The organism is Streptomyces actuosus, from assembly GCF_016921115.1.
Taxonomy (GTDB): Bacteria; Actinomycetota; Actinomycetes; order Streptomycetales; family Streptomycetaceae; genus Streptomyces; species Streptomyces actuosus_A.
In genome coordinates this window covers 133572-155814 of sequence record NZ_JAFFZS010000010.1, presented here as the reverse complement: position 1 = coordinate 155814, position 22243 = coordinate 133572, and the positions used below count along the sequence as shown (strand labels likewise).

The following is a 22243-nucleotide window of genomic DNA, read 5'->3' as shown; positions in this document are numbered from 1 at the left end:
CGGGCCCCGAACGTCGAGGCGTCCGCACCGTCCAGCGGCCGTGTCGGCCGCCCCGCCGGTCGACGGCGTGGCGGCCCCATGAAGGTGGGGTGCCTGGATTCCTGAGGCCGGTAGGGGAGTTGACGACGAGTAGGACTTCTCACCCACCACTCGCAGGGAAAGGGGACGGTGTTCCGGAATATGTCCGGCGAATTTCCGCCCGGAGCCGCATCCGGAACTTCTCCTGGAATGCAAGGAGTCCTGGAAGTCGCCCTTCACGCCGATCTTCCGGAACTGGTTCTCGACGATCCGGATGAACCGGTTGATCCCCTTCTGCCGCCCCTGACACCCACTCGAGTAATGGATCGTCACCGACTCGCCCGACGACAAACACCGGCATCGCCTCCCGGCCCGGCGCCGAGGCGGAGCCGGTGCGACCAGTGGGGCCTCGGCCGCGTGGAAGATCACGCGTCCGTCCGGCCGCTCGTGCACCCCCACCTGCGCCCCCACCTGCGGCCGGGCATCCGTGCAGCATCTCCGCCGTCCGCGATCCGCTTGCGGGCAAGCGCCCGCCGGTGCAGCCGCCGGGGCCGGCCGTGCGTCGACGATGCGGGGGATCTTCCTGTCGGGCGCCGCGGGGGCCGCACACGGGGCCGGGGCGGGCGAGGCGGCACACGGACCGAGGATCCCGGCGGCGCGCACCGGATGGGGGCCGGTCAGGGGCGCTGGGGGGCGACGGAGGCGGGCGGGGCCGTCCGACCGGGGAGGGGGAGCAGGAGTACCGCGGGACCGCGGCGCGGCGGCACTGTACGTGTACGACGACACCGGCCCACCTGCCAGTCGGCAGGTGGGCCGGTGTCTCCGGGTGGGCGATACTGGGTTCGAACCAGTGACCTCTTCGGTGTGAACGAAGCGCTCTCCCACTGAGCTAATCGCCCGGGCGCAGGAAGAACATTACCCCATGTCAGGGGGTGGCCGTGACCATCTCCGGCGGGTGGGGGCGCAGGTGCGGGCGCCGCCCGCCCCGCGGCCGTCGTCCGAGGTCACGGCCGGGCCGGGCGCCGGTCGGCCGGCTCGCCGGTCACTGATCCTCGATCTTCCAGGGCATCACGAGACCGAACTTCCACAGGTAGACACCGACGACGGCGGCCACGATCACCAGGCCGGTCACCGTGAGGATGATGTTGCGGCGTCGCACCTCGGGGTCCAGGGCGCGCTGGGCGGCCTCGGTGACCTTGCGTTTGGTCCAGCGGAGCACCAGCTGGGCCCAGACGAACTCCGTCGCCCAGATCGCCATGCCGCCGAAGATCACGACCCAGCCGGGGCCGGGCAGCGGCAGCATGATGATGCCGGCCACGACGACCGCCAGGCCGACGACGAAGACCCCGACCTGCCAGCTGACGTGCAGCGCCCGCCGCGCCTTGACGAACTCGGGCGCCCGCGAACCGAGCCCCTGCTCGCCGGCCGTCCTGCCGGTCTCGTCCTCGCCCACCTTCGCCCCGTCTGTCGCCACGGCCATCTCGCCCGGCTCGTCACTCCCCGTATTCATACGCCGAAACCCTACCGGAGAGAATCAAGTCACCGGAATGGCCGTAGTGGGCGAACGGGTTCTCGGCCGGAAGAGTTACGTAAAGACAGGCAAAACCCTCAGAGGGGTTTACAACGGCACCGTAGGTGGCATGTCGATTTCGCCGACGTGCGAATCCCCGAGCGCACACTGAGCGAAAGGCCCTGGCGCTTATGAACACCACGGTCAGCTGCGAGCTGCACCTGCGCCTCGTTGTGTCGAGCGAGTCCTCCCTGCCTGTCCCCGCAGGCCTGCGGTACGACACGGCCGACCCCTACGCCGTGCACGCCACCTTCCACACCGGAGCCGAGGAGACCGTCGAGTGGGTGTTCGCCCGCGACCTCCTCGCCGAGGGGCTTCACCGTCCCACCGGCACGGGCGACGTCCGTGTCTGGCCGTCGCGCAGCCACGGCCAGGGCGTCGTCTGCATCGCCCTGAGCTCTCCGGAGGGCGAGGCACTGCTCGAGGCCCCGGCGCGGGCTCTGGAAGCCTTCCTGAAGCGGACCGACGCGGCGGTGCCGCCCGGTACGGAGCACCGCCACTTCGATCTCGACCAGGAGCTCTCCCACATCCTGGCGGAGAGCTAGGGACCGAGACCCACCGAGCCGCCCGGCGCCGTCCACTCGGGGAGACGGCACGGGCTTGGACCATCACATACGGTGAGCGCCGGCGCCGCCCCGCGGGATCTCCGCGGGGCGGCGCCGTCCCGTCTCCGCGACCGGCGGGCAGAAGGCTGCCGGAGGCCCGCCGCGGGAACGCCTGCGGCGTCCGCGGCGTTCTACGGGCATCTGGGCGGGGACTCGCCCGGTGCTCCTCGGCCGCGAGCCACTACCATCGGCCAGCATCGGCGGGCGCCCGCCCGACCCCCCAGGCCAGGGAGCGAATCGTGCTGATCACCCACGACACCCGGTGTGCGCTGGAAGCCGTGGTGGATCTGGTGAACACCGCACCGGAGGACGAGTCGGCGGCCGACGGGCTGCCGGACGTCGCCGCCCTCACGGATTTCGTACAGAACCACCAGGTCAGCGACGTCGGTTCGCTGTCGGAGTTCGACCTGTCGGCCGTCCGCAGGGTCCGCGGACGGTTCGCGGGCATCTTCGCGGCGCCGGACGCACGAACCGCGGCCGGCCTCATCAACGAGCTGATCGCCGCCGCGGGCACCACGCCGCGGCTGACGGACCACGACGGCTACGACTGGCACGTGCACTACTTCGCGCCCGGTGCCTCGGTCGCCGACCATCTGGCGGCCGACTGCGGGATGGCGCTGGCGTTCTTCGTCGTGGCCGGTGAGCAGGAGCGGCTCCGCCGCTGTGAGGCCCCCGACTGCCGGCGGGCCTTCGTGGATCTCTCGCGCAACCGCTCGCGCCGGTACTGCGACAGCCGCACCTGCGGCAACCGGCTGCACGTGGCGGCCTACCGAGCGCGTCGCAAGGAGGCCGCGGGCTGAGGTGTCCGGGCCGCGGTGCGGAAGAGTACGGGGTCCACGAAGGCCCGCCGGCAGGTGGATCGCGGTACCCGGCGGGTGGCGCCGGGGACCGCGGGTACGGCTCACAGAAGCAGCAGGTCGTGCAGCGCACCCATGAGCAGCAGACACCCGATCACCGCAAGGAAGATCATCAGCGGTGGCTGGGAAAGGGCGAAGAGGCATCCGCGCGGCTCGTCCTGAGGTGGCGCGGCGTCGCTCTGTGTCGTGTCCAGCATCTCGCGGGCGATGATGGCGCAATCCCGCCACCGTCCGCGATCAACACGCCCGGAAAGAGCGGGAGTTCGCCGGATTCCGTGATGTCCGATTCATGACGCGATCACGGCGCGATCAGGCCCCGCACCGACCCTGACCCCTTTCGGTACGGCGCGATCCTTCTGTGTCGTCCGGCCGCGGCACCGCCCCTCAGATGCCGTGCTTCTTGAGAATGGCCTCGATGTCGGAGAAGTCGTCCGGGGAGCCCTTGGAGTCCTTGCGTCCTGTGACCGCGGGGCGGTCGGACGCACGATCGCCGGGGCCGAGGGAGGGCGCGGACGCGGCCGGGGCCACGGCGTCGCGCTGCGCCTTGCGGGCCTCCTTGCGCTCGGCGGGGGTGCCGCCGCGGCGGCGCTCGACGGCCCGGGTGGTGGCGAACAGGGCCCAGGACCCACCGAGGACGACGACGCCGGCCCAGGCGGTCGTGCTGAAGGCGGTGTCGGCGGCCCACTCGACGACGCCGGTCATCACCAGGCCGATCGGGATCAGGGAGTAGGCGGCGATGCGGGCGGCGGCGAGGAACCGCTTGCGGTACGCGGTGACCGCCGCGATGCCCAGGCCGGCCGCGGACACGGCGGAACAGACGGTCTCGGCAATCATCCGGTCCTCCAGGCGGGCTCGGTCGAGCGGGGCGCTTCCCCCTCCATCCTGCACCGTTCCCGGCCCTTCGGGCCATGTTCCGGGCGGACATCAGGGACATCTCCGGGTCGCCTCCTCGACCAGTGCCGCCCGAGGGCCCGGGAGTCGGCGCTCGGCGGGGCGGGAGCCGCCCCCGCGCCGCGGGCGGGACGGCCGGGGCCGGGGCCGCGGCCGACCGGAATTGGGTGCTGTCCGCCACGGCTGGAAGACTGGGCGCATGAACGAGTCCTCCCCCCTCTCCTCCTCCGCCGCGCCGTCCGGGCCCGTCGTCCTCGACGTCTGGTGCGCACTGCAGTGCCCGGACTGCCGTGCCGCCCTCGACGACCTGCGTGCGCTGCGGGCCCGCTACGGCGACCGGATGGAGCTGCGGCTGCGGCACTTCCCGCTGGAGAAGCACAAGCACTCCTTCGCCGCGGCCCAAGCCGCGGAGGAGGCGGCGGAGCAGGGTCAGGGCTGGGCGTACACGGAGGCGGTGCTCGGCCGGGTCGAGGAACTGGACAAGCGGGGGGAGTCCTTCCTGGTGGAGGTGGCCGGCGAACTCGGCATGGACGCCGAGGAGTTCGACACCGCCCTGATCGACGGCCGGCACATCCTGATCGTCGACGCCGACCAGGCGGAGGGCAAGGCGATCGGCGTCACCGGCACCCCGACGTACGTCATCGACGGGCAACGGCTCGACGGCGGCACGAGCCAGGAGGGGCTGCGCGAGCGGATCACGGAGATCGCGGACCGGCTGCTGGCCGGGCAACAAGCCTGATCAGGCGCCCGCGCTGCCGGTCACAGCAGCGGTTTGTACAGGGTGCACCGGGTCGTCTCGTAGCCCAACGACGCGTAGAGCCGCTCGGCCGGGGTGTTCCCTGCGTGCACGTTGAGGCCGAGGACGCGCAGGCCGGCGGCGATCGCCTGGCGTTCCGCGAGCAGCATGAGCGTCCGGCCGTGCCCCCTCCCCCGGTGCGCCGCGTCGGCCTCGACGTCGAAGACGTACGCGTCGTCGTCGCGCAGGGCCAGCCAGAGGGTGCCCACCCGGGTGCCCTCGTGCTCCAGGACGCTGAAGAGCATGCCCTCGGTGGTCCGGCCCTGCGGCAGCAGTGTCTCGTGGTCCCGGCGCGCCCTGGCGTACGCCGTGTCCTCGGGCACGCCGCGCTCGACCCACATGCGGGCGTACTCCTCGCGGGAGCGGGTGTGCCAGGGCTCGAACTCGGTCGGCGTCATCGGGCGCGCCCGGCTTCCGGCGGGCAGCTCGGTCGCGGTGCCGCCGAGCCGCTTCTCCATCCCGCGGTTGCGCGGCGCGTACCCGAGCGTCTCGAACAGTCGCAGCGCCGCCGTGGCCCCGGCCGGGACGCTCGTCTCGATCTCCCGGCAGCCCCAGCCCCGCGCCACCTCCTCCGCGGCGAGCGCGGCGACGGTGCCCCGGCCCCGGCGGCGGTCCGGCTCGTCGATCCTCAGGTCGACGATGCGGGCCGTGGCATCGCCGAAGGCAGCGGACGTGCCGAGGTGTATCGCGCCGACCGGACGGCTGTTCACGCACACCTGGTAGTGCCGTGAACGCGTTCCGTCGGCGGCGCGCTGAAGCGGCTCTGCCGGCCGCAGGGTCGTGGTCATCACCGGTGTTCTACCCGTCCGGCCGGGTCCCCGTCATCCGGTTGCGCCGGACTCACGGGTCCAGGTCGGCCCCGGAGCGCTCGTCGAAGATCCGCATGGCCTTGGCGGTCACCGGGCCGGGAGCACCCGGCCGTTCGCGGCCGTCGACGCGGTGGACGGCCTGCACGTCGCGCAGGGTCGAGGTCAGGAAGACCTCCTCGGCCCGGTCCAGGACGTCCATCGGGAGGTCGGTCTCCCGGGCACCGGTCCACTCCACGACCAGCCTGCGGGTGATACCCGCGAGGCAGCCGGAGGCGAGCGGCGGGGTGTGGATCTCGCCGTCGAGGACGACGAAGACGTTGGAGCCGGTGCCCTCGCAGAGCTGTCCGACCGTGTTGGCGAAGAGCGCCTCGGAGGCGCCGTGTTCGTGGGCACGGGCCAGGGCGACGACGTTCTCGGCGTACGACGTCGTCTTCAGGCCGGTGAGCGCGCCGCGCTCGTTGCGGGTCCAGGGCACCGTGATCACGGCGGTGGAGTCGGGGCGGCGGGTCGTCTCGCCGACGGCGACGACGAGGGTGGGTCCGTGCTCCCCGCGGTCGGAACCGAGGGGTCCGTGGCCGCCGGTGTAGGTGATGCGCAGCCGGCCGAGCGGCATCGGGTCGGCCCGCAGGACGGCGGTGCAGGCGCGGCGGACCTCGTCGAGGTCGGGGGCGGGCAGACCGAGGCCGCGCGCGGAACGGGTCAGCCGGTCGAGATGCCGCGTCAGCGCGAACGGGACGCCGTCCACCGCCTTGACGGTCTCGAAGATGCCGTCGCCCACGGTCAGCCCGTGGTCGAGGACGGAGACGCGGGCGGACTCGATGTCCTGCAGGCCGCCGTCGAGCCAGATCTTCACGTGTCCGGTCCCTCTCCACTCACGACACTCACCTCGTATGCCCCCGACGCTACCGCGAGCAGCCGCGCGGCCTTCAGCTCGGTCTCCTGCCACTCCCCCTCGGGGTCCGAGCCCCAGGTGATGCCCGCCCCGGTGCCGAAGCGCAGCAGGCCCGCGGCCCGGTCGATCCAGAAGGTGCGGATGCCGACGGCCAGCTGGCCGGTCCGCCGGTCGGCGTCCACCCATCCGATGCCGCCGCAGTACGGGCCCCGCGGTGCCGGTTCCAGGGCGTCGATGATCCGCAGGGCGCTCGACTTGGGCGCGCCGGTGACCGAGCCCGGCGGGAAGGCGGCGTCCAGCAGATCCGGCCAGCCGGCGCCGTCCCGCAGCTCGCCGTGGACCGTGGAGACCAGGTGGACGAGCCCCGGGTGCTTCTCCACGGCGCACAGGTCGGGCACGGTGACGCTGCCGGTGGCGCAGACACGCGAGAGGTCGTTGCGGACCAGGTCCACGATCATCACGTTCTCGGCGTAGTCCTTGGTCAGCAGGTCCGCCTCGGTGCGCCCGGTGCCCTTGATCGGCCCGGACTCCACGATCCGCCCGTCGCGGCGGAGGAACAGCTCGGGGGACGCGGTGGCGATCTCCACGCCGTGCCCGGGCAGCCGGATCGTTCCTGCGTAGGGTGCCGGATTGCCCCGGGCCAGCAGCGCGGTCAGGGCGTCCACGTCCGCGCCGCGTGCGACGGGCGCGGACAGCACCCGGCAGAGGTTGGCCTGGTAGACGTCGCCGGCCGCGATGTGCTCGCGGATGCGGCGCACGCCCGCGGTGTACGCGGCGCGGTCCAGGGAGGAGGTCCACCCGTCCTCGGCCGGCCCCTGCCACCGGCCCGGCACCGGGGCGGGCACCGGCTCCGGACGCACGTCCCGGAAGCGGGCGCAGGTCAGGCGCCCCTCGAAGTCCGCGGCGACCGCCCAGAAGCCGGTGGAGTCCAGGGCCGCGGGGTCGCTGGTGACGTCGAGGAGGCCGGTGGCGAGACGGTCGCCGAAGCGGGCGAGAGGAGGCAGGTCGAGCACGCTGTCGAGTCTAGGGCGGGGCCCGGGGGCAGGCCGCCGGCCGTCCCCTCGGGGGCCTGAGCAGGTGCCCGAGGGGACGCACCGCAGCACGCTGCACAAACGCGTTTTTGTGCTGGCCCAGGAATCCGCTAGAGTTCATCACGTCGCCGGGACGCGGAAGCGGACCGAAACGACAGGCGGACGTAGCTCAGTTGGTAGAGCGCAACCTTGCCAAGGTTGAGGTCGCGAGTTCGAGCCTCGTCGTCCGCTCGAAGGAAGTAGGGGTCTTCCCGATCCCCTACGCTCCTGGTGGAGTGGCCGAGAGGCGAGGCAACGGCCTGCAAAGCCGTCTACACGGGTTCAAATCCCGTCTCCACCTCCAAGGACGATTAGCTCAGCGGGAGAGCGCTTCCCTGACACGGAAGAGGTCACTGGTTCAATCCCAGTATCGTCCACTGGATCTTCGGATCCCCCGCGCGATTAGCTCAGCGGGAGAGCGCTTCCCTGACACGGAAGAGGTCACTGGTTCAATCCCAGTATCGCGCACGCTCTGTGACCGTGCCGTCACAGTGAGGACGATTAGCTCAGCGGGAGAGCGCTTCCCTGACACGGAAGAGGTCACTGGTTCAATCCCAGTATCGTCCACCGCCCGAAGCCCCGGCCGTCTCGAACGGCCGGGGCTTCGTCGTGTGCGGTCAGCTGGAGAACAACATGTGACCGAAGCCCTTGTGACGGCGGTGCCCGTAGTGACCGCCGTGGTGGCCCCCGTGGTGCGGAGCGCCCCACGCGGGGGCGGGCGGGTACGCCTGCGGCGCGGCGGGCGGGGGCGGGGCCGGCTGCGCGTACTGCGACTCCAGGCGGGTCAGTGCCTCCAGTTCGCCGTAGTCCAGGAAGATCCCGCGGCAGTTGCTGCACTGCTCGATCTGCACCCCGGTGCGGGTGAAGGTGTGCATCGGCGCGTGGCACTTCGGACACTGCATGGTTGGGCTCAACTCCTCGCTGCGGCTTCGCTGTCGCCGGGACAGACTTCCGTCCGGCCCCGGTCGGTTGCACCCTACGTCGGGGAAGTTCGGGGTCAACTGCCGAGGGGGGCCGATGCCATGCGGGCGCAGGCGTCCACCAGGTCCTGCTCCGCCTCGTCCGGCAGGCGGCCCGCCGCGGCGGCCTTGGCGAGTGCCTGGGCCGCGCCCTGCACGGTGAGGGCGCGCGCCGGGACGTCGAGGGCGGGCCAGGGATCGCCGTCCTCGGGGACAGCCGGTCCGCCTGCGGCGCGGTAGGCCGACAGGAAGCGGCTCCACTCGTCGGACGGCAGCAGGCCACAGGCGTACCAGGCCGCCGGACGGGCCAGGTCCCAGGCAGGGGCGCCGAGACCGAGGTCGTCGACGTCGATCAGCAACCAGGGGCCGTCCGGAGCAGGGTGGCGGACCAGCTGGCCGAGGTGGAGATCGCCGTGGCACACGGACGCGGGCCCGGGGGCGGGCGTCTCGGCCCGGGCCCAGGCCGGAAGGGCGGACCAGGCGTCGAGGACGGTGCGGGTCGCGGCGCGGTGCGCGCCGGTCCGGCCGACGGCGGCCCGGAGGCGGGCGACCGCCCGGGCCGCCTTGGCCGGGCCGCGCATGAGGGGCAGGCCGGGCGCGGGGGACGTGCGGTGCAGCCGGGCGAGCAGGGCGGCGGCGGCTTCCCAGGGGGCCGCGTCCGGGTCGTCGGGGTCCACGGGGGTGCCGTAGGGCCAACAGGTCACGAGGCGGCCGTGGACGTCGGCGGGGTCCGTGGCGAAGGGGGGCAGCAGGACATCCGGCAGGCGGGCGGCCGTGGCCAGGCGGGCGGCGAGTTCGGCGCGGTCGGTGCCGGGGGCGTGCGCCTTGGCGACGACGCCGGAGTGCCGGACGACCGTGGCGTCCGGGCGGTCGGCGAGGGTGACGGCCGGTCCGCAGGCGATGCACGACGCACCGTCCGAGTGGGCCGCGCTGCCGGCCCGTGCGGCAAGGGCGGGAAGGAGCTCTGGGGGCATGTGTCCTCTGCGGGGCGCGGCGGTGGCGTCGGGGCGAGGGTACGGGGTGCGGGGCGGACGGCGGTGCGGCGGGGACACGGCGAGCGGGGCCGGTGCGGATCAAGGGCGCCGGGGCCAGGGCGTACGGCGTGGCCGGGGCGGGGTGAGGCCGGAGGCTCGAACGAGGGACGGCGGGCCGCAGCCACGCGGACGCCGAGGCGCACCCCCTGCGCGCCGCGGGGGGGGCAGGCACCGCGGGCACGCGGCACGGCACAGGTGGGCACAGAGCAATGCCGGCGCAGCTCCCCAGCTGCGCCGGCATCTGTGCCGTCCGCCGCACCCCCGTCCCCACGGGGTTTCATGGGTGGATGTCCCCGCCCGGACCGCTCTTCCGGGCCTGGGGTCACCGCTCAGCGCCCCAGCACCACACCCACGGACGACGCCTGTGTGACCACTGCCTCCCAACCGCCGAAGGCGTATGCGAGCAGGGCCGCCAGGGGGAGGACCATCGCGGTCGCCACCAAGGGGTGGCGACGGCCCGTACGACGGGGACGGAACGCCGCGCGTCCCGGCCGGCGGAACGTGCTCCGCGGTGCCGTGTGGGCCATGGTCCCTCTCCTGACCGTTGTCGGTTGTCGTCGGGAGCGGCGGGCGTCGGACCTCGGGGGACGAGCTCTCCACCCGCCGCTCGACCTCAAATCTAGGTCCGCGGCGGGGGCCGGGCGTCATGCCCTCGTACCGATTGCCGGGCCTCCCGGAGGATGAGCCGACACCGGCGGAGTACTCCCCTGGGTGGAGACGGAGGGCCGGGCCTCGGGGTCATCCCGGACGGGGCGCGCGATCCGTCCCCCGACCGCCGGACCCTGCGCACCGCTCCCCCGGGTCCGGCGCGCGGAGCGTGCCGGGGACGGCACGAACGGCTCATCGCTTCGAGTGATCTCGCTCACGCGCACCCCGGTCCGGTGCCCCCGCGACGTCGCCGCCGGCACCGTCCCGCCGGGCCTCGCCTCCCGGGTCCGCGTCGCGTTCCCGGCAGCCGGGCCACACGCCGCGCGGTCGCCGCGCAGCGGTCCAACCCCGGCACGAAGAACGGTGGTTGGGAGGCGGGGCGGAGCCGGGTACACCAGTTCGCAGAGCTGCTGACCCCTCTTCAAGTCTCCTGCCCCGCAACGGGAACCGATCCGGACGAGAGGGCGCGGCCTCTGCGCGCGAGCGGCCGGGGACTCGTAAGCTGTGGCACGTCACACGGACCGGGCAGCGGGGATGAACATGGCGATGATGCGCCTGAGGCGCGAGGACCCGCGCGTCGTCGGCTCGTTCAGGCTTCACCGGCGGCTCGGCGCGGGCGGCATGGGTGTCGTCTACCTGGGCTCCGACAAGAAGGGGCAGCGGGTCGCCCTGAAGGTGATCCGGCCCGACCTCGCGGAGGACCAGGAGTTCCGGTCGCGGTTCGCGCGGGAGGTGTCCGCCGCGCGGCGGATCCGCGGCGGCTGCACGGCGCGCCTCGTCGCCGCCGATCTGGACGCCGAACGGCCCTGGTTCGCCACGCAGTACGTGCCCGGCCCGTCCCTGCACGACAAGGTCGCCGCGGAGGGCCCCTTGGGGGCCGCCGACGTCGCCGCCATCGGGGCGGCGCTGTCCGAGGGGCTCGTGGCGGTGCACGAGGCCGGCGTCGTGCACCGGGACCTGAAGCCGTCCAACATCCTGCTGTCCCCGAAGGGGCCGCGGATCATCGACTTCGGCATCGCCTGGGCGACCGGCGCCTCCACGCTCACCCACGTGGGAACCGCCGTGGGCTCCCCCGGCTTCCTCGCTCCCGAGCAGGTACGCGGAGCCGCCGTCACCCCGGCCACGGACGTCTTCTCCCTCGGTGCCACGCTCGCGTACGCCTCCACGGCCGACTCGCCCTTCGGGCACGGCAGTTCCGAGGTAATGCTGTATCGCGTGGTGCACGAGGAGCCCCATTTGCACGGCGTACCGGACGCGCTCGCCCCACTGGTCCGGACGTGCCTGGCGAAGGACCCCGACGAACGCCCCAGCACCCTCGAACTGTCCTTGCGGCTGAAGGAGATCGCGACCCGCGAGGCCCATCACGGCGCGGCGGACGTGCGCCCGCCGTCGCCGCGGACGGCGGAGGCGGAGCGGACCACCGGGCGACTGGCCGACGGCAGTTACCCCGAACGCACCCTGCGCCGTACCCAGCCGGGCGGCGCCGGAACCCCGCCCCGGGGCACCACCGGTTCACGGGCCGGCGGGGTTCCGTCACGCGGCGGTGGCGGCACCGGCGGTGGCGGCACTCGCGGCGGGTCCGGAGCGATGCGGGGCGGCGGCCCGACGTCCCGGCCCGGTGCACCGTCCGCACCCGTCCCGTCCCGCGGCGGACGGCGTTCGGGGAGCCGACCCGCGCCGCGCAGCGGCGCCGGACGCCCGGCGCCACGCGGCACGGGGACCGGTCTGCGGCCCGCCAATCCGCGGCTGCTGCGCCAGCGGCTTTTCGTGTTCGTCGTGGTGACCCTGCTGGTCGCGCTCGGCATCGCCGTGGTGCAGGGTTGCCAGGGACCCGCGCGCGGTCTGGGCGGGGGCGACGGCGTCGCCCCCGGTTCGGGGCGGCAGGAGCAGGTCGGCCCCGACCGCACGCCCCCGATCGACGGCGGCCGTCGACAGGAGGCCGGGCCGGGGCCGAGGCCCGGGGCCGGAAGCAACCTCTGAGGCTTGTCCTCGGACCTGACCGCGGAACCCCTTGAGACACACCCCCGAACCTCACCGCGGGACCCCTCGGGGTGCGTCCCCGGCGCCGGGCGGCGGAACCCCGCGACGTCGCCTCCCGAGGGCCGGGGGACAGAGAATCCGGGGCCTCGGAGGCCGGGTCAGGCCGTGGGGCGCCCCGTCGCCACCGCATAGAAGGCGACCGCTGCCGCTGCGCCCACATTGAGCGAGTCGACGCCGTGGGCCATCGGGATGCGGACCCGGTCGTCCGCCGCGGCCAGGGCCCGCCGGGACAGCCCGCCACCCTCGGCGCCCAGCATCAGGGCGACCCGCTCCATGCGGTGGGGGGCCACCTCGTCGAGGGTCGCGGCCCGCTCGTCGGGGGTGAGGGCGAGCAGCGTGAACCCGGCCGCGCGGACCGGCTCCAGGCCCCCGGGCCAGCCGTCGAGGCGTGCGTAGGGGACGGAGAAGACCGCGCCCATGGACACCTTGACGCTGCGGCGGTAGAGCGGGTCGGCGCAGTCCGGGGAGAGCAGTACGGCGTCCATGCCGAGCGCTGCGGCCGAACGGAAGATCGCACCGATGTTGGTGTGGTCGTTGACCGATTCCATGATCGCCACCCGGCGGGCGGACTTCAGCAGGTCGCCGGCGGCCGGGAGGGGGCGGCGCTGCATGGAGGCGAGCGCGCCGCGATGCACGTGGTAGCCGGTGACCCGCTCGGCGAGGTCCGGGGCGACCGTGTACACCGGTGCCGGGAGCTCGTCGATGACGTCGCGCATGGTGTCGATCCACTTGGCCGACAGCAGCATCGAGCGCATGGCGTAGCCGGCGTCCATGGCCCGCCGGATGACCTTCTCGCCCTCGGCGATGAACAGGCCCTCGGCCGGCTCGCGCCTGCGGCGCAGTTCGACGTCGGTCAGACCGGTGTAGTCGTGCAGGCGCGGGTCGTCCGCGTCGTCGACGGTGATGAGCTCGGCCACGGGTGTCACTGCCTCGTCTGGTGCGGTGCCGGCGGCGCGGCACGGTTTCTCCGGCCGTCGTCGGTCACGCGGCGGGCCGTGGGCCCACGGCGACGACCTCGCCGACGACGATGACCGCCGGCGGCTTGACGTCCTCGGCACGCACGGTCTCCTCGACCGTGGCGAGCGTCGCGTCGACCCGGCGCTGAGCGGCCGTGGTGCCCTCCTGCACCAGCGCGACCGGCGTGTCGGGGGACTTGCCGTGCGCGACGAGCGTCTCGGCGATCCGCCCTATCTTGTCGACGCCCATGAGGATCACGAGCGTACCGGTCAGCCTGGCCAGGGACGGCCAGTCGACGAGGGAGCGTTCGTCCTCGGGGGCGACGTGGCCGCTGACGACGGTGAACTCGTGGGCGACGCCGCGGTGCGTGACCGGGATGCCCGCCGCACCGGGGACGGAGATGGAGCTGGAGATGCCGGGGACGACCGTGCAGGGGATGCCCGCCTCGGCGAGGGCCTGGAGCTCCTCCATGCCGCGGCCGAAGACGTAGGGGTCGCCGCCCTTGAGCCGGACGACGGACTTGCCCTGCTTGGCGTGCTCGATCAGGGCGTTGTTGATGGCCTCCTGGGCCATGAAACGCCCGTAGGGGATCTTCGCGGCGTCGATCACCTCGACGTGCGGGGGCAGCTCCGCGAGCAGGTCGCGCGGGCCCAGGCGGTCGGCGATGACGACGTCCGCCTCCGCGAGCAGGCGGCGCCCCCGGACGGTGATCAGGTCCGGGTCGCCGGGTCCGCCGCCGACGAGCGCCACGCCGGGAGTGCGGGTGCGGTGGTGCGGGGCGACGAGGGTGCCGTCGCGCAGGCCCTCCACGACCGCGTCGCGGACGGCGGCGGTGTGCCGGGGGTCGCGGCCCTTGGCGTCCGTGGTCAGCACGGCGACGGTGACACCCTCGCTGTGACCCGTCGCCGGAGTCCAGGCGGTGGCGGCGTCGGCGTCGTCGGAGCGCACGCACCAGACCCGGTGCCGCTCCGCCTCTGCGGAGGCGGAGCGGTTCGCCTCGGTGTCGCTGGTGGCGATCAGGGCGTACCAGGCGTCGGCCAGGTCGCCCTCGGCGTACGGGCGCCGCACCCAGGTGATCTCGCCGGTGTCCGCCATCGCCTCCACCGAGGGCGTCGCCTCGGGCGAGACGAGGAGGATCTCCGCACCGGCCGCGATCAGGGCCGGAAGGCGGCGCTGGGCGACCTGGCCGCCGCCGAGGACGACCACTTTGCGGCCGGTGAGGCGGAGGCCTACGGGGTACGCGGGGTGTTCGGCCATGAGGTGCGGCTCCTCGTACAGCGATGCGGTGGGGGCGCGCTGCAGCTCCGGAGCGGCCCTGACGTGCGGATTTTAGCGGTGAGCGGGGCCGGGGGCACGGGTGGTCCGGCTGCTGGGCACCGGACCGCCCCGCTGTCGCCTCTGCTTCTCGGTGACGCCCGCTACTTCTCGGTGACACCTGCCGAATCGAACGTCGCCACCTCGTGCATCGCCCGGGCCGTGCTCTGTACCAACGGGAGGGCCAGCAGTGCGCCCGTGCCCTCCCCGAGGCGGAGGTCGAGGTCGACCAGGGGGCGCAGGCCGAGCTTGTTCAGCGCCGCGACGTGGCCGGGCTCGGCACTGCGGTGGCCGGCGATGCAGGCCGCCAGCACCTCCGGGGCGATCGCGCGGGCGACCAGGGCGGCGGCGCCGGCGCTGACGCCGTCCAGGATGACGGGGGTGCGCAGGGACGCGCCGCCGAGCAGCAGGCCGACCATGGCGGCGTGCTCGAAGCCGCCGAGCGCGGCCAGGGTGCCGAGGGGGTCGGCCGGGTCCGGCTTGTGCAGGTCCAGGGCCCGGCGGACGACCTCGGTCTTGCGGGCCAGCGTCTCGTCGTTGATGCCCGTGCCGCGGCCGGTGACCTCCGCCGGGTCGGCACCGGTGAAGACGGAGATCAGCGCCGCGGACGCGGTGGTGTTCGCGATCCCCATCTCGCCGGTGAGCAGCGCCTTGTTTCCGGCCGCCACCAGGTCGCGGGCGGTCTCGATGCCCACCTCGACGGCCTTCTTGGCCTCCTCGCGGGTCATCGCGGGGCCGGTGGTCATGTCGGAGGTGCCGCCGCGGATCTTGCGGGGCAGCAGGCCCGGGGTGGCGGGAAGGTCGGCGGCGACGCCGACGTCGACGACGCACACCTCGGCGCCGACCTGGCCGGCGAAGGCGTTGCAGACGGCTCCGCCGCCGAGGAAGTTGGCCACCATCTGGGCGGTGACCTCCTGCGGCCAGGGGGTGACGCCCTGGGCGTGCACGCCGTGGTCGCCCGCGAAGATCGCGACGGCCGCGGGCTCCGGGATCGGCGGCGGGCACTGGCGGGACAGCCCGGACAGCTGGGCGGAGATGATCTCCAGCATGCCGAGCGCCCCGGCCGGCTTGGTCATGCGCTTCTGGCGCTCCCATGCCTCGCCGAGCGCCTTGGCGTCCAGCGGGCGGATCTGCGCGACGGTCTCGGCAAGCAGGTCGTGGGGCTCCTCTCCGGGCAGGGCGCGGCGGCCGTACGTCTCCTCGTGCACGACCCAGGACAGCGGGCGGCGCTTGGACCATCCCGCCTGCATCAGCTCGGGCTCGTCCGGGAACTCGTCGACGTACCCGACGCACAGGTAGGCGATGACCTCCAGGTGCTCGGGCAGACCGAGGGCGCGGACCATCTCGCGCTCGTCGAAGAAGCTCACCCAGCCGACACCCAGGCCTTCGGCCCGCGCGGCGAGCCACAGGTTCTCCACCGCGAGGGCCGCCGAGTAGGGGGCCATCTGCGGCTGCGTGTGGCGGCCGAGGGTGTGCCGGCCGCCGCGGGTCGGGTCGGCGGTGACGACGATGTTGACCGGGGTGTCGAGGATCGCCTCGATCTTCAGTTCCTTGAACTGCTTCGCCCGGCCCTTCGGCAGCGACTTGGCGTACGCCTCGCGCTGGCGCATCGCCAGTTCGTGCATGGCCCGACGGGTCTCGGCGGACCGGATGACGACGAAGTCCCACGGCTGGGAGTGGCCGACCGAGGGGGCATGGTGGGCTGCCTCCAGGACGCGGAGGAGCACCTCGTGCGGGATCGGGTCGTCGCGGAAGCCGTTGCGGATGTCGCGGCGCTCGCGCATCACCTTCAGGACGGCCTCGCGCTCGGCCTCGTCGTATCCGGGAGCGGCCGGACCAGTGGATTCCGGTGCGCCGTCCGCGGCGGCGGGCCGGTCGGCTGCTGCCCGGTCGGCGCGGTCCTCCTGGTCGGCGGCCGTGGTCGGCAGGTCCTCGGCCTGCTGCACGACGTCGGTGCCCGGGTCCGTCTCGTGGCCGGGCCCGGCCGCGTCGGCCTCGCGGGGCGCGGGGACGGCGGCGGGCTCGGGCGCCTGCGGGCCCTCCGCCGGGAGGACCAGGGGGTGCGGCGGGGTGGGGGCGAGGTGCGGGGCGGTCGGCACGCTGCCCTCGACCGGCACGAACTGACCGATCGACTGCTCCGGCCCGCTCCGGGCCGGCATGTCGTGTCCCTCCGGCGGCACCGCGCCGCCGGCGGGCTGTCCGGCCGCGGACTGCGCGGACCGGGCGGCCTCCACGATCCGCGCCGCCAGGTCGTCGGCGGAGGCCACCGCGGCGCCGGGCTGCACCGCCGCGGGCCCCGTCGGGATCTCCTGCGGGAGGTGCGGGTCGGGTCCGGGCTGTGCGTCGTGCATGGGCTCTGTGTCCTGGGGCTGTGCGGATTCCGCGAGTTGCGGCGAGGGGACGCCCGCGGGCGGCTCGACCGCGGCGGAGACGGGGGCCTGAGCCGGAGCCTGCTCGGTCACCCGGTCGGCGGAGGCCGACTCCGGTGCCTGCTGGGCGGCGTCGGGTGCGGGGGCCGGGGTGGCGTCGGGTGCCTGGACCGGCAGCGCTTCGGGAACGGGGACCGCGGTCGGCCGGTCCGGCTCGGCCGTCGCCGCTTCGGCAGCGGCATCCGGGCCCGGCACGGGCATCGGCGGGAACTGCTGCGCCGCGGGCTCACCCGCGCCGGGGTCCGCCTCGGGGGCCGTGGGTGCCTGCGGCGGCGGGTCCCCGGCCGGGGACTCCTGCGGGGCGACGGTCACCGGTGCCGTGGCGTCGGGCGCCACCGCTTCGGGCGCCGCGTCGGCTGCCGCCGCTTCGGGCGCGGGCGGCTCGGCCGCGGGCGCTTCGGCGGCCGGTGCCTCGGGCGCGGGCACCTCCCCCCGGGCCACGGCCGGCGTGGTCGTCGAGGGGACGGACCCGTCCTCCGGCGCGACCGGCTCGTCCGACGCTGCGGGCTCGACGGGATCGGCGGGCTGCGCCGGGGCGGGCCCCGTGGCCTGCTCGGAGGGCGCCACGGAAGCGTCGCCCGGCTCGGCCGCGGTGGCCGGGGCTGCCTCGGGAGCCTGACCGGCCTCGGGAACGGCCACGGCGTCCGGCACGGCGGCGCCCTCGGACCGGGGCTCGGCCTCCGCCACGGGCTCGGCCTGCGCCGCTGCTCCGGCGGCGTCGGGCGTGCCCGGCTCGACGGCGGGGGCGAGCACGGCGTCCGGCTCGACGGCAGCGGGGGCGCCGGCCCCGGAGGCACCCTCGGGTGCGGGCGCCGGCTCGGCGGCAGGCGCCGCCTCGGTGCCGGACACGGCCTCCGCCTCGGGAACGACGGGCTGGACCGGCACAGCGGCCTCGGGGACGGCCTCCGGGGCCGGTGCGGGAGCCTCGGCCGACCGGGTCGGCTGCTCCGTCTCCGGAACACCCACGGCACTGTCGTCCGCCGCCGCGGCCGTCCGGGCGGCGGCCCCGTCTGCGCCGGGTGCGGGCGTCGCGGGCGCCTCGGGGGCCGCCTGGGCGTCCCCGGCGTCCGGCAGCGGGCCGTCCGCCGGCGGCGTCTCCTGGCCGGCCTCCTGAGGCACGCCCGCCCCGGCCTGCGGGGACTGCGGCATGCCCGGCTCGGCGGCCGGAACGGCGGCCTCGGCGGCCGGATGCGTCGCCTCGGTGACCGGCGCGGGAACCTCGGCGTGCGCCGCCGGTGCGCTCTCGCCCGGCTGTCGCGCGCCTGCGCCGTCAGGGCCACCGACCGTCTGCTGCTGCGGAGTCGCGTCCTCCGGAGCCGCCGGCGTGCCGGCCACAGGGGTTCCCGGCGCGCCGGTCTCCGCGTCGGCCGGAGACGGCCGGGGCGGTGCGGCGGGGGCTGCGGGCCGGCCTGCCGCCGCTGCCGCCTCCGTGGTGAGGCGGGCGACGGCGGCCTGGGCCGCGCCGACCGGCTCGGCGTGCGCGGCGGGGACGGCGGCCTGCGGATCGACCGTTTCGGCGGCGTTCCCTTCCGCGGCGACCGGGGCCGGGGCCCAGGGCACGGCGCCCTGGGGCGCCGCCTGGCGCACCGGCGCGACGTCGAGGTACTCGGGGCCGGCGGGCGGTCCCGGCTGGCGTGCGGGGACGCCGGCGGGGCCGCGGTCGGCGAGGGAGCGGACCGGGCTTGCGGAGGCGTCGGGGATCGGCGGGCCGAGGTGCAGCGGCCGGCGGGGGGTGATCGGCGGGATCGGCGCCGTGGGGGCGGTGGGCGGCGTCGGGTTCGGCAGGCGGACACCGCTGAGGTCGACCGAGCCGCTGTCGCGGCCGGACAGCTCGTGGGGGCCGGGCTCGTGCACGGTCTCGACGACCGGCTCGGGCGCGGGCGGCGCCACCTCGTTGCCCCAGGCTCCGCCGGATCCCGGCAGCAGCAGCTCTTCGTCCTCGGCGGTGGTCTCGGAGAGGTGGGTGGGGTACGCGTCGGGCGCGGCGGCGCCCGGCTGCTCCACCGTGCCTGCGTTCTCCGGCAGCCCCTCGCCCGGGACCTGGCCGGTGTCGGTCATGCGTACCCCTCGCCAAATCGGTTGGTGCCTCTACGCCCGGCTCACGCGGAACGGCGCGCCGACCGCCCGCAGTGAAGAACGAGCGTGCGTGCCCGGCGGCACGAACGACCCGCCCGGGAAAGACGACAAAGCCATCGAGTGGCATTGTCGCGGCCGTTGCGCCGTCGCGACAGCGTGATCCGCGACAGCCCGCTGTGGACTGCGCCACGTTGCGCGTCCTCGGGTTCTGCCGTACCACACCCGCCCCAAAACAAGCGCGTTTTCCGGACATTGACCGACGAAGTGACGGACGACCGGATGTGGTGCGACGATCGGCCAGCCTACCGCGCGCAGTACGACGAGAGGATCACGGGGCGCGGTCCGGGAGCACCCCGCTGAGCAGGAAGGCGACGCTCCGCTCCGTCTCCGTCCAGTGGCGGGTGTCGAGTTCCACGGACTGCAGGAGGGAGCACTCGACGTCGTACCCGTGTTCGGTCAGGTCGCGGCCGACGAGCTCGGCCTCGTCGCGGGTGGCGGCGTGCGTGACGATGCGCTGGGGGCGCCGGTCGGCGACCGCCGAGACCACGGGGGCTCCCCCGCCGCCGATGCGGACGACGTCCGGTTCGGGCAGGTTCTCCAGGACGTGCGGGGCGGTGCCCTGGACGATCTGGAGCTGGACGCCGTGGCGGCGGGCGGCGGCGTCGGTGCGGGCGCAGGCCGCCGGGTCCCGGTCGACGGCGAGGACGCCGGCCCCGGCGCGGGCCGCCTCGGTGGCGAAGGCCCCGGAGCCGCAGCCGATGTCCCACACCAGATCGCCGACGCGCGGCCCGAGGCGGGCGAGCTGCGCGGCGCGCAGGGACGGGGTCTCGCCCTCGCCGAGAGGGCCGTCGTAGGCGCGGGCGGGCAGGACCCAGCCGCGGGGGCCGGCGGACGGGTCCCGGCCGGCGATCCAGGCGTCGCCCTCGGCGGCCCCGGCCGGGCCGACGACGATGACGACGTTGGGGTCGCGCCAGGAGTGGTCGGCGGCCTTGTCCGAGGTGACGACGGTGACCTGTTCGCGCTCGGTGCCCAGGGCCTCGCAGATGACGAAGGTGCGGTGGACGCCCTCCAACAGGAGGCCGAGTTCGGCGGGGCCGGCGCCGGGGGCGGTGAGCACCGCGACCTTGGTGTGGGCGCGGCATACGTTCACGGCGCGTCGCAGGGTGCGGCGGTGTGCGACGACCACTTGGGCGTCGTCCCAGGGCATGCCGGCGCGCGCGAAGGCCGCGGCGACCGAGGAGACGCCGGGGACGACCTCGACCTCCAGCCCGAACTCGGGTGCGCGCAGGGTGCGTACGACGCCGAAGAAGCCGGGGTCGCCGTCGGCGAGGACGACCGCGGTGCCGCGGTGGGCGGCGATGCGGCGGGCGGCCAGGGCGAGGCTGCCCAGGCGGATGCGTTCGGCGGTGGCGGGCACCTCGGGCAGCGCCAGGTGGTGGGGGGCACCGGCCACCAGCGTGGTGGCGCCCAGGGCGGCACGGGCCGTCGCGGTCAGCGGCGAGCCGTCCCAGCCGATCACCGTGACCCGGTCGGCCATCGTCGTCAGTCTCCTGGGGGTGTGCGCAGGTCTGCGGATCGTGCCGGGGGGCGGCACGCACCGCGGGCGGGCCCCGTGAGGTTACCCGGCGTGGCCGGGTGGCGCGGCACGGGTGTCGCCCCGCGGGTTCAGTTCCAGTCTCCGTAGGAGGTGAAACCGGTGTCGGCGAGTTCGGCGTCGACACCCTCCAGGTCCTCGGGCAGCAGGCTCCACACGATGAAGTCGGTGCGGACGTCGCTCCAGGTGCCGTCGTCGTCGCGCACGTGCGCTATGCAGGCGTTGCGCAGCACGCCCTCGCTGATGCAGCCGATCTTCTGGGCGACCTGCTGGGAGGCGGCGTTGTCGGCGGCGGTGCGCACCTCGATCCGCTCGAACCTCTGGTCGCGCAGGAGCCACTGCGCGGTGGCGAGGGCGGCCTCGGAGGCGTAGCCCTCGCCACGGGCCCACGGCGCGATGATGTACGACAGTTCGGTGGAGCGCACGTGCCAGTCGGTCCGGCCGAGTTGGACGACGCCGACCAGGCGCTGGGTGAGGAACTCGGTGACGGCGAGGCCGAGTCCGCGGCCGGCCTCCCGCTCGGCGGGCGCGTACCCGGTGATCCAGGTGCGGGCGCCGTCCTCGGTGAACGGCTGGGGCACGTCGGTCCAGGCCGCGACCTGCTCGTCGTTCATCATCGCCGCCAAGGCGGGGACGTCGTCCTCGTCGAGGGGGCGCAACACCAACCGCTCCGTGCTGATGGAGATGTTGGGGAAGGTGCTCGTCATGCGCCACTCCGTGAACTTCAAAGGCCTTCGGACACTTCGGATCGTGCTGAACTGCCCAGCATGCAGCATGAAAGCACTCGACCGCATCACGGGGTCCGCTCGGGCGGGCCGAGCGGACCCCGTGGGGTGGGGCGGGCGGTCGGGCGGGTCAGAAGGAGGCGAGGACGGAGCCGGCGTACGTGTCCTCGATGAACTTCTTCACCTCGGGGGAGGTGAGGAGTTCGGCGAGCTTCTTGACCCGCGGGTCGTTCTCGTCGCCCTTCTTCACGGCGAGGAAGTTGCCGTAGGGGCTGTCCTTCGGCGACTCCAGGACGAGGGCGTCGTCGGCGGGCTTCAGGTCGGCCTCGATGGCGTAGTTGCCGTTGATGACGGCCGCGTCCACGTCGTCCAGGGAGCGCGGGGTGAGCGCCGCCTCCAGTTCCTTGAACGTGAGGTTCCTGGGGTTGGCGGTGATGTCCGCGGGGGTCGCGTCGTTGCCGACGCCGTCCCTGAGGGTGATCAGTCCGCCGGCGGCGAGCAGCTTCAGGGCGCGGGCCTCGTTGACGGTGTCGTTGGGGACGGCGACGGTCGCACCGCTCTTCAGCTCGTCGGCCTTCTTCACCTCGTGCGAGTACAGGCCGAGGGGCTCCAGGTGCACCGTGACGACGGGCACGATGTGGGTGCCCTTCTTCTCGTTGAAGTCGTCGAGGTACGGCTGGTTCTGGAAGTAGTTGGCGTCCACCGAGCCGTCCTCCGTCGCCGTGTTCGGCGTGACGTAGTCGGTGAACTCCTTGACCTCCAGGTCGAGGCCGGCCTTCTCGGCGAGGTGGTCCTTGACGTAGTTCAGGATCTCGGCGTGCGGGACCGGGCTGGCGGCGACGACCAGCGGACCGGTCGCGCCGGAGGCGGAGTCCTTGTCCGAGGCGCAGGCGGTGAGCCCGAGGGCGAGGGCTCCGGCGGCGAGGACGGCGGTGGTGATCTTGGCGGTGTTACGCACG

At 74.4% G+C, this 22243-nt stretch carries 19 protein-coding genes and 6 tRNA genes; 9 read left to right on the top strand and 16 right to left on the bottom strand.

Annotation, left to right across the window (positions count from 1 at the left end; all coding sequences use genetic code 11):
• Positions 1-845 precede the first annotated feature (845 nt).
• Both JS756_RS15650 and JS756_RS15645 read right to left on the bottom strand, forming a co-directional pair.
• Positions 846-917: transfer RNA gene (locus tag JS756_RS15650), tRNA-Val, on the bottom strand.
• Between the two features lie 143 nt (positions 918-1060).
• Complete coding sequence (locus JS756_RS15645; RefSeq protein WP_205383714.1) at positions 1061-1528, bottom strand: TIGR02611 family protein; 468 nt, start codon at positions 1526-1528, stop codon at positions 1061-1063.
• Between the two features lie 191 nt (positions 1529-1719).
• Here JS756_RS15645 and JS756_RS15640 point away from each other — a divergent pair, with 191 nt between their 5' ends.
• Entirely contained in the window at positions 1720-2133 is a 414-nt protein-coding gene (locus tag JS756_RS15640; RefSeq protein ID WP_205383713.1) for an SsgA family sporulation/cell division regulator, read from the top strand.
• Positions 2134-2432: 299 nt separating this feature from the next.
• Complete coding sequence (locus tag JS756_RS15635; RefSeq protein ID WP_205383712.1) at positions 2433-2993, top strand: CGNR zinc finger domain-containing protein; 561 nt, start codon at positions 2433-2435, stop codon at positions 2991-2993.
• Positions 2994-3094: 101 nt separating this feature from the next.
• Here JS756_RS15635 and JS756_RS15630 read toward each other — a convergent pair whose 3' ends face one another.
• A complete protein-coding gene (locus JS756_RS15630) occupies positions 3095-3247 on the bottom strand; it encodes a hypothetical protein (protein ID WP_205383711.1) in 153 nt (50 codons plus the stop codon).
• Between the two features lie 187 nt (positions 3248-3434).
• Positions 3435-3884, bottom strand: coding sequence for a hypothetical protein (locus JS756_RS15625; protein ID WP_205383710.1), 450 nt, complete (start codon positions 3882-3884; stop codon positions 3435-3437).
• 256 nt (positions 3885-4140) lie between these two features.
• Between JS756_RS15625 and JS756_RS15620 the strand changes: the two genes are divergently transcribed.
• Positions 4141-4680: a DsbA family protein gene (locus JS756_RS15620; RefSeq protein WP_205383709.1), complete on the top strand. Its 540-nt coding sequence runs from the start codon at positions 4141-4143 to the stop codon at positions 4678-4680.
• Between the two features lie 20 nt (positions 4681-4700).
• Here the strand turns inward: JS756_RS15620 and JS756_RS15615 are convergent, their stop codons facing one another.
• From JS756_RS15615 to JS756_RS15605, 3 genes are read right to left on the bottom strand one after another with little or no spacing between them, the layout of a single operon-like run.
• Positions 4701-5525 carry a GNAT family N-acetyltransferase gene (locus JS756_RS15615; protein WP_205383708.1) on the bottom strand — a complete coding sequence of 275 codons (825 nt, stop codon included), beginning with the start codon at positions 5523-5525 and terminating at the stop codon, positions 4701-4703.
• A 52-nt stretch (positions 5526-5577) separates the two neighbouring features.
• The gene (locus JS756_RS15610; RefSeq protein WP_205383707.1) at positions 5578-6399 is read right to left on the bottom strand and encodes an aminotransferase class IV; all 822 of its coding nucleotides are present in this window, start codon (positions 6397-6399) and stop codon (positions 5578-5580) included.
• A complete protein-coding gene (locus tag JS756_RS15605; protein ID WP_205383706.1) occupies positions 6396-7451 on the bottom strand; it encodes a chorismate-binding protein in 1056 nt (351 codons plus the stop codon). The genes JS756_RS15610 and JS756_RS15605 overlap by 4 nt, the downstream gene beginning before the upstream one ends.
• Before the next feature lie 176 nt (positions 7452-7627).
• On the opposite strand from JS756_RS15605, the gene JS756_RS15600 reads away from it, so the two are divergent.
• The 5 genes from JS756_RS15600 (at position 7628) to JS756_RS15580 (ending at position 8075) form a co-directional block, all read left to right on the top strand.
• A tRNA-Gly gene (locus JS756_RS15600) sits at positions 7628-7700 on the top strand.
• 38 nt (positions 7701-7738) lie between these two features.
• A tRNA-Cys gene (locus tag JS756_RS15595) sits at positions 7739-7812 on the top strand.
• A gap of 1 nt (position 7813) precedes the next feature.
• Positions 7814-7885 (top strand) — tRNA-Val (locus tag JS756_RS15590).
• Positions 7886-7904: 19 nt separating this feature from the next.
• Positions 7905-7976 (top strand) — tRNA-Val (locus JS756_RS15585).
• A gap of 27 nt (positions 7977-8003) precedes the next feature.
• Positions 8004-8075, top strand: a tRNA-Val gene (locus JS756_RS15580).
• Between the two features lie 50 nt (positions 8076-8125).
• Here the strand turns inward: JS756_RS15580 and JS756_RS15575 are convergent.
• The 3 genes from JS756_RS15575 to JS756_RS15565 all read right to left on the bottom strand — a co-directional run bounded on the left by JS756_RS15575 (position 8126) and on the right by JS756_RS15565 (position 10028).
• Positions 8126-8410, bottom strand: a complete 285-nt coding sequence (locus JS756_RS15575; protein ID WP_205383705.1) for a TFIIB-type zinc ribbon-containing protein — start codon at positions 8408-8410, stop codon at positions 8126-8128.
• Positions 8411-8505: 95 nt separating this feature from the next.
• Entirely contained in the window at positions 8506-9441 is a 936-nt protein-coding gene (locus JS756_RS15570) for a phosphotransferase family protein (protein WP_205383704.1), read from the bottom strand.
• A gap of 389 nt (positions 9442-9830) precedes the next feature.
• Entirely contained in the window at positions 9831-10028 is a 198-nt protein-coding gene (locus JS756_RS15565) for a hypothetical protein (RefSeq protein WP_205383703.1), read from the bottom strand.
• A gap of 655 nt (positions 10029-10683) precedes the next feature.
• On the opposite strand from JS756_RS15565, the gene JS756_RS15560 reads away from it, so the two are divergent.
• Positions 10684-12129 carry a serine/threonine-protein kinase gene (locus JS756_RS15560; protein ID WP_205383776.1) on the top strand — a complete coding sequence of 482 codons (1446 nt, stop codon included), beginning with the start codon at positions 10684-10686 and terminating at the stop codon, positions 12127-12129.
• Positions 12130-12287: 158 nt separating this feature from the next.
• Here JS756_RS15560 and JS756_RS15555 read toward each other — a convergent pair whose 3' ends face one another.
• The 6 genes from JS756_RS15555 to JS756_RS15530 form a co-directional block, all read right to left on the bottom strand.
• Positions 12288-13106, bottom strand: coding sequence for a TrmH family RNA methyltransferase (locus JS756_RS15555; RefSeq protein ID WP_205383702.1), 819 nt, complete (start codon positions 13104-13106; stop codon positions 12288-12290).
• 64 nt (positions 13107-13170) lie between these two features.
• Positions 13171-14403, bottom strand: coding sequence for a uroporphyrinogen-III C-methyltransferase (gene cobA / locus JS756_RS15550; RefSeq protein WP_205383701.1), 1233 nt, complete (start codon positions 14401-14403; stop codon positions 13171-13173).
• Positions 14404-14564: 161 nt separating this feature from the next.
• Positions 14565-18947, bottom strand: a complete 4383-nt coding sequence (gene cobT, locus JS756_RS15545) for a nicotinate-nucleotide--dimethylbenzimidazole phosphoribosyltransferase (RefSeq protein WP_205383700.1) — start codon at positions 18945-18947, stop codon at positions 14565-14567.
• A 346-nt stretch (positions 18948-19293) separates the two neighbouring features.
• The gene (gene cbiE / locus JS756_RS15540) at positions 19294-20502 is read right to left on the bottom strand and encodes a precorrin-6y C5,15-methyltransferase (decarboxylating) subunit CbiE (RefSeq protein ID WP_205383699.1); all 1209 of its coding nucleotides are present in this window, start codon (positions 20500-20502) and stop codon (positions 19294-19296) included.
• Positions 20503-20630: 128 nt separating this feature from the next.
• Entirely contained in the window at positions 20631-21266 is a 636-nt protein-coding gene (locus JS756_RS15535) for a GNAT family N-acetyltransferase (protein WP_205383698.1), read from the bottom strand.
• Between the two features lie 148 nt (positions 21267-21414).
• Positions 21415-22242, bottom strand: a complete 828-nt coding sequence (locus JS756_RS15530) for a MetQ/NlpA family ABC transporter substrate-binding protein (protein WP_205383697.1) — start codon at positions 22240-22242, stop codon at positions 21415-21417.
• Between the last annotated feature and the right edge of the window lies 1 nt (position 22243).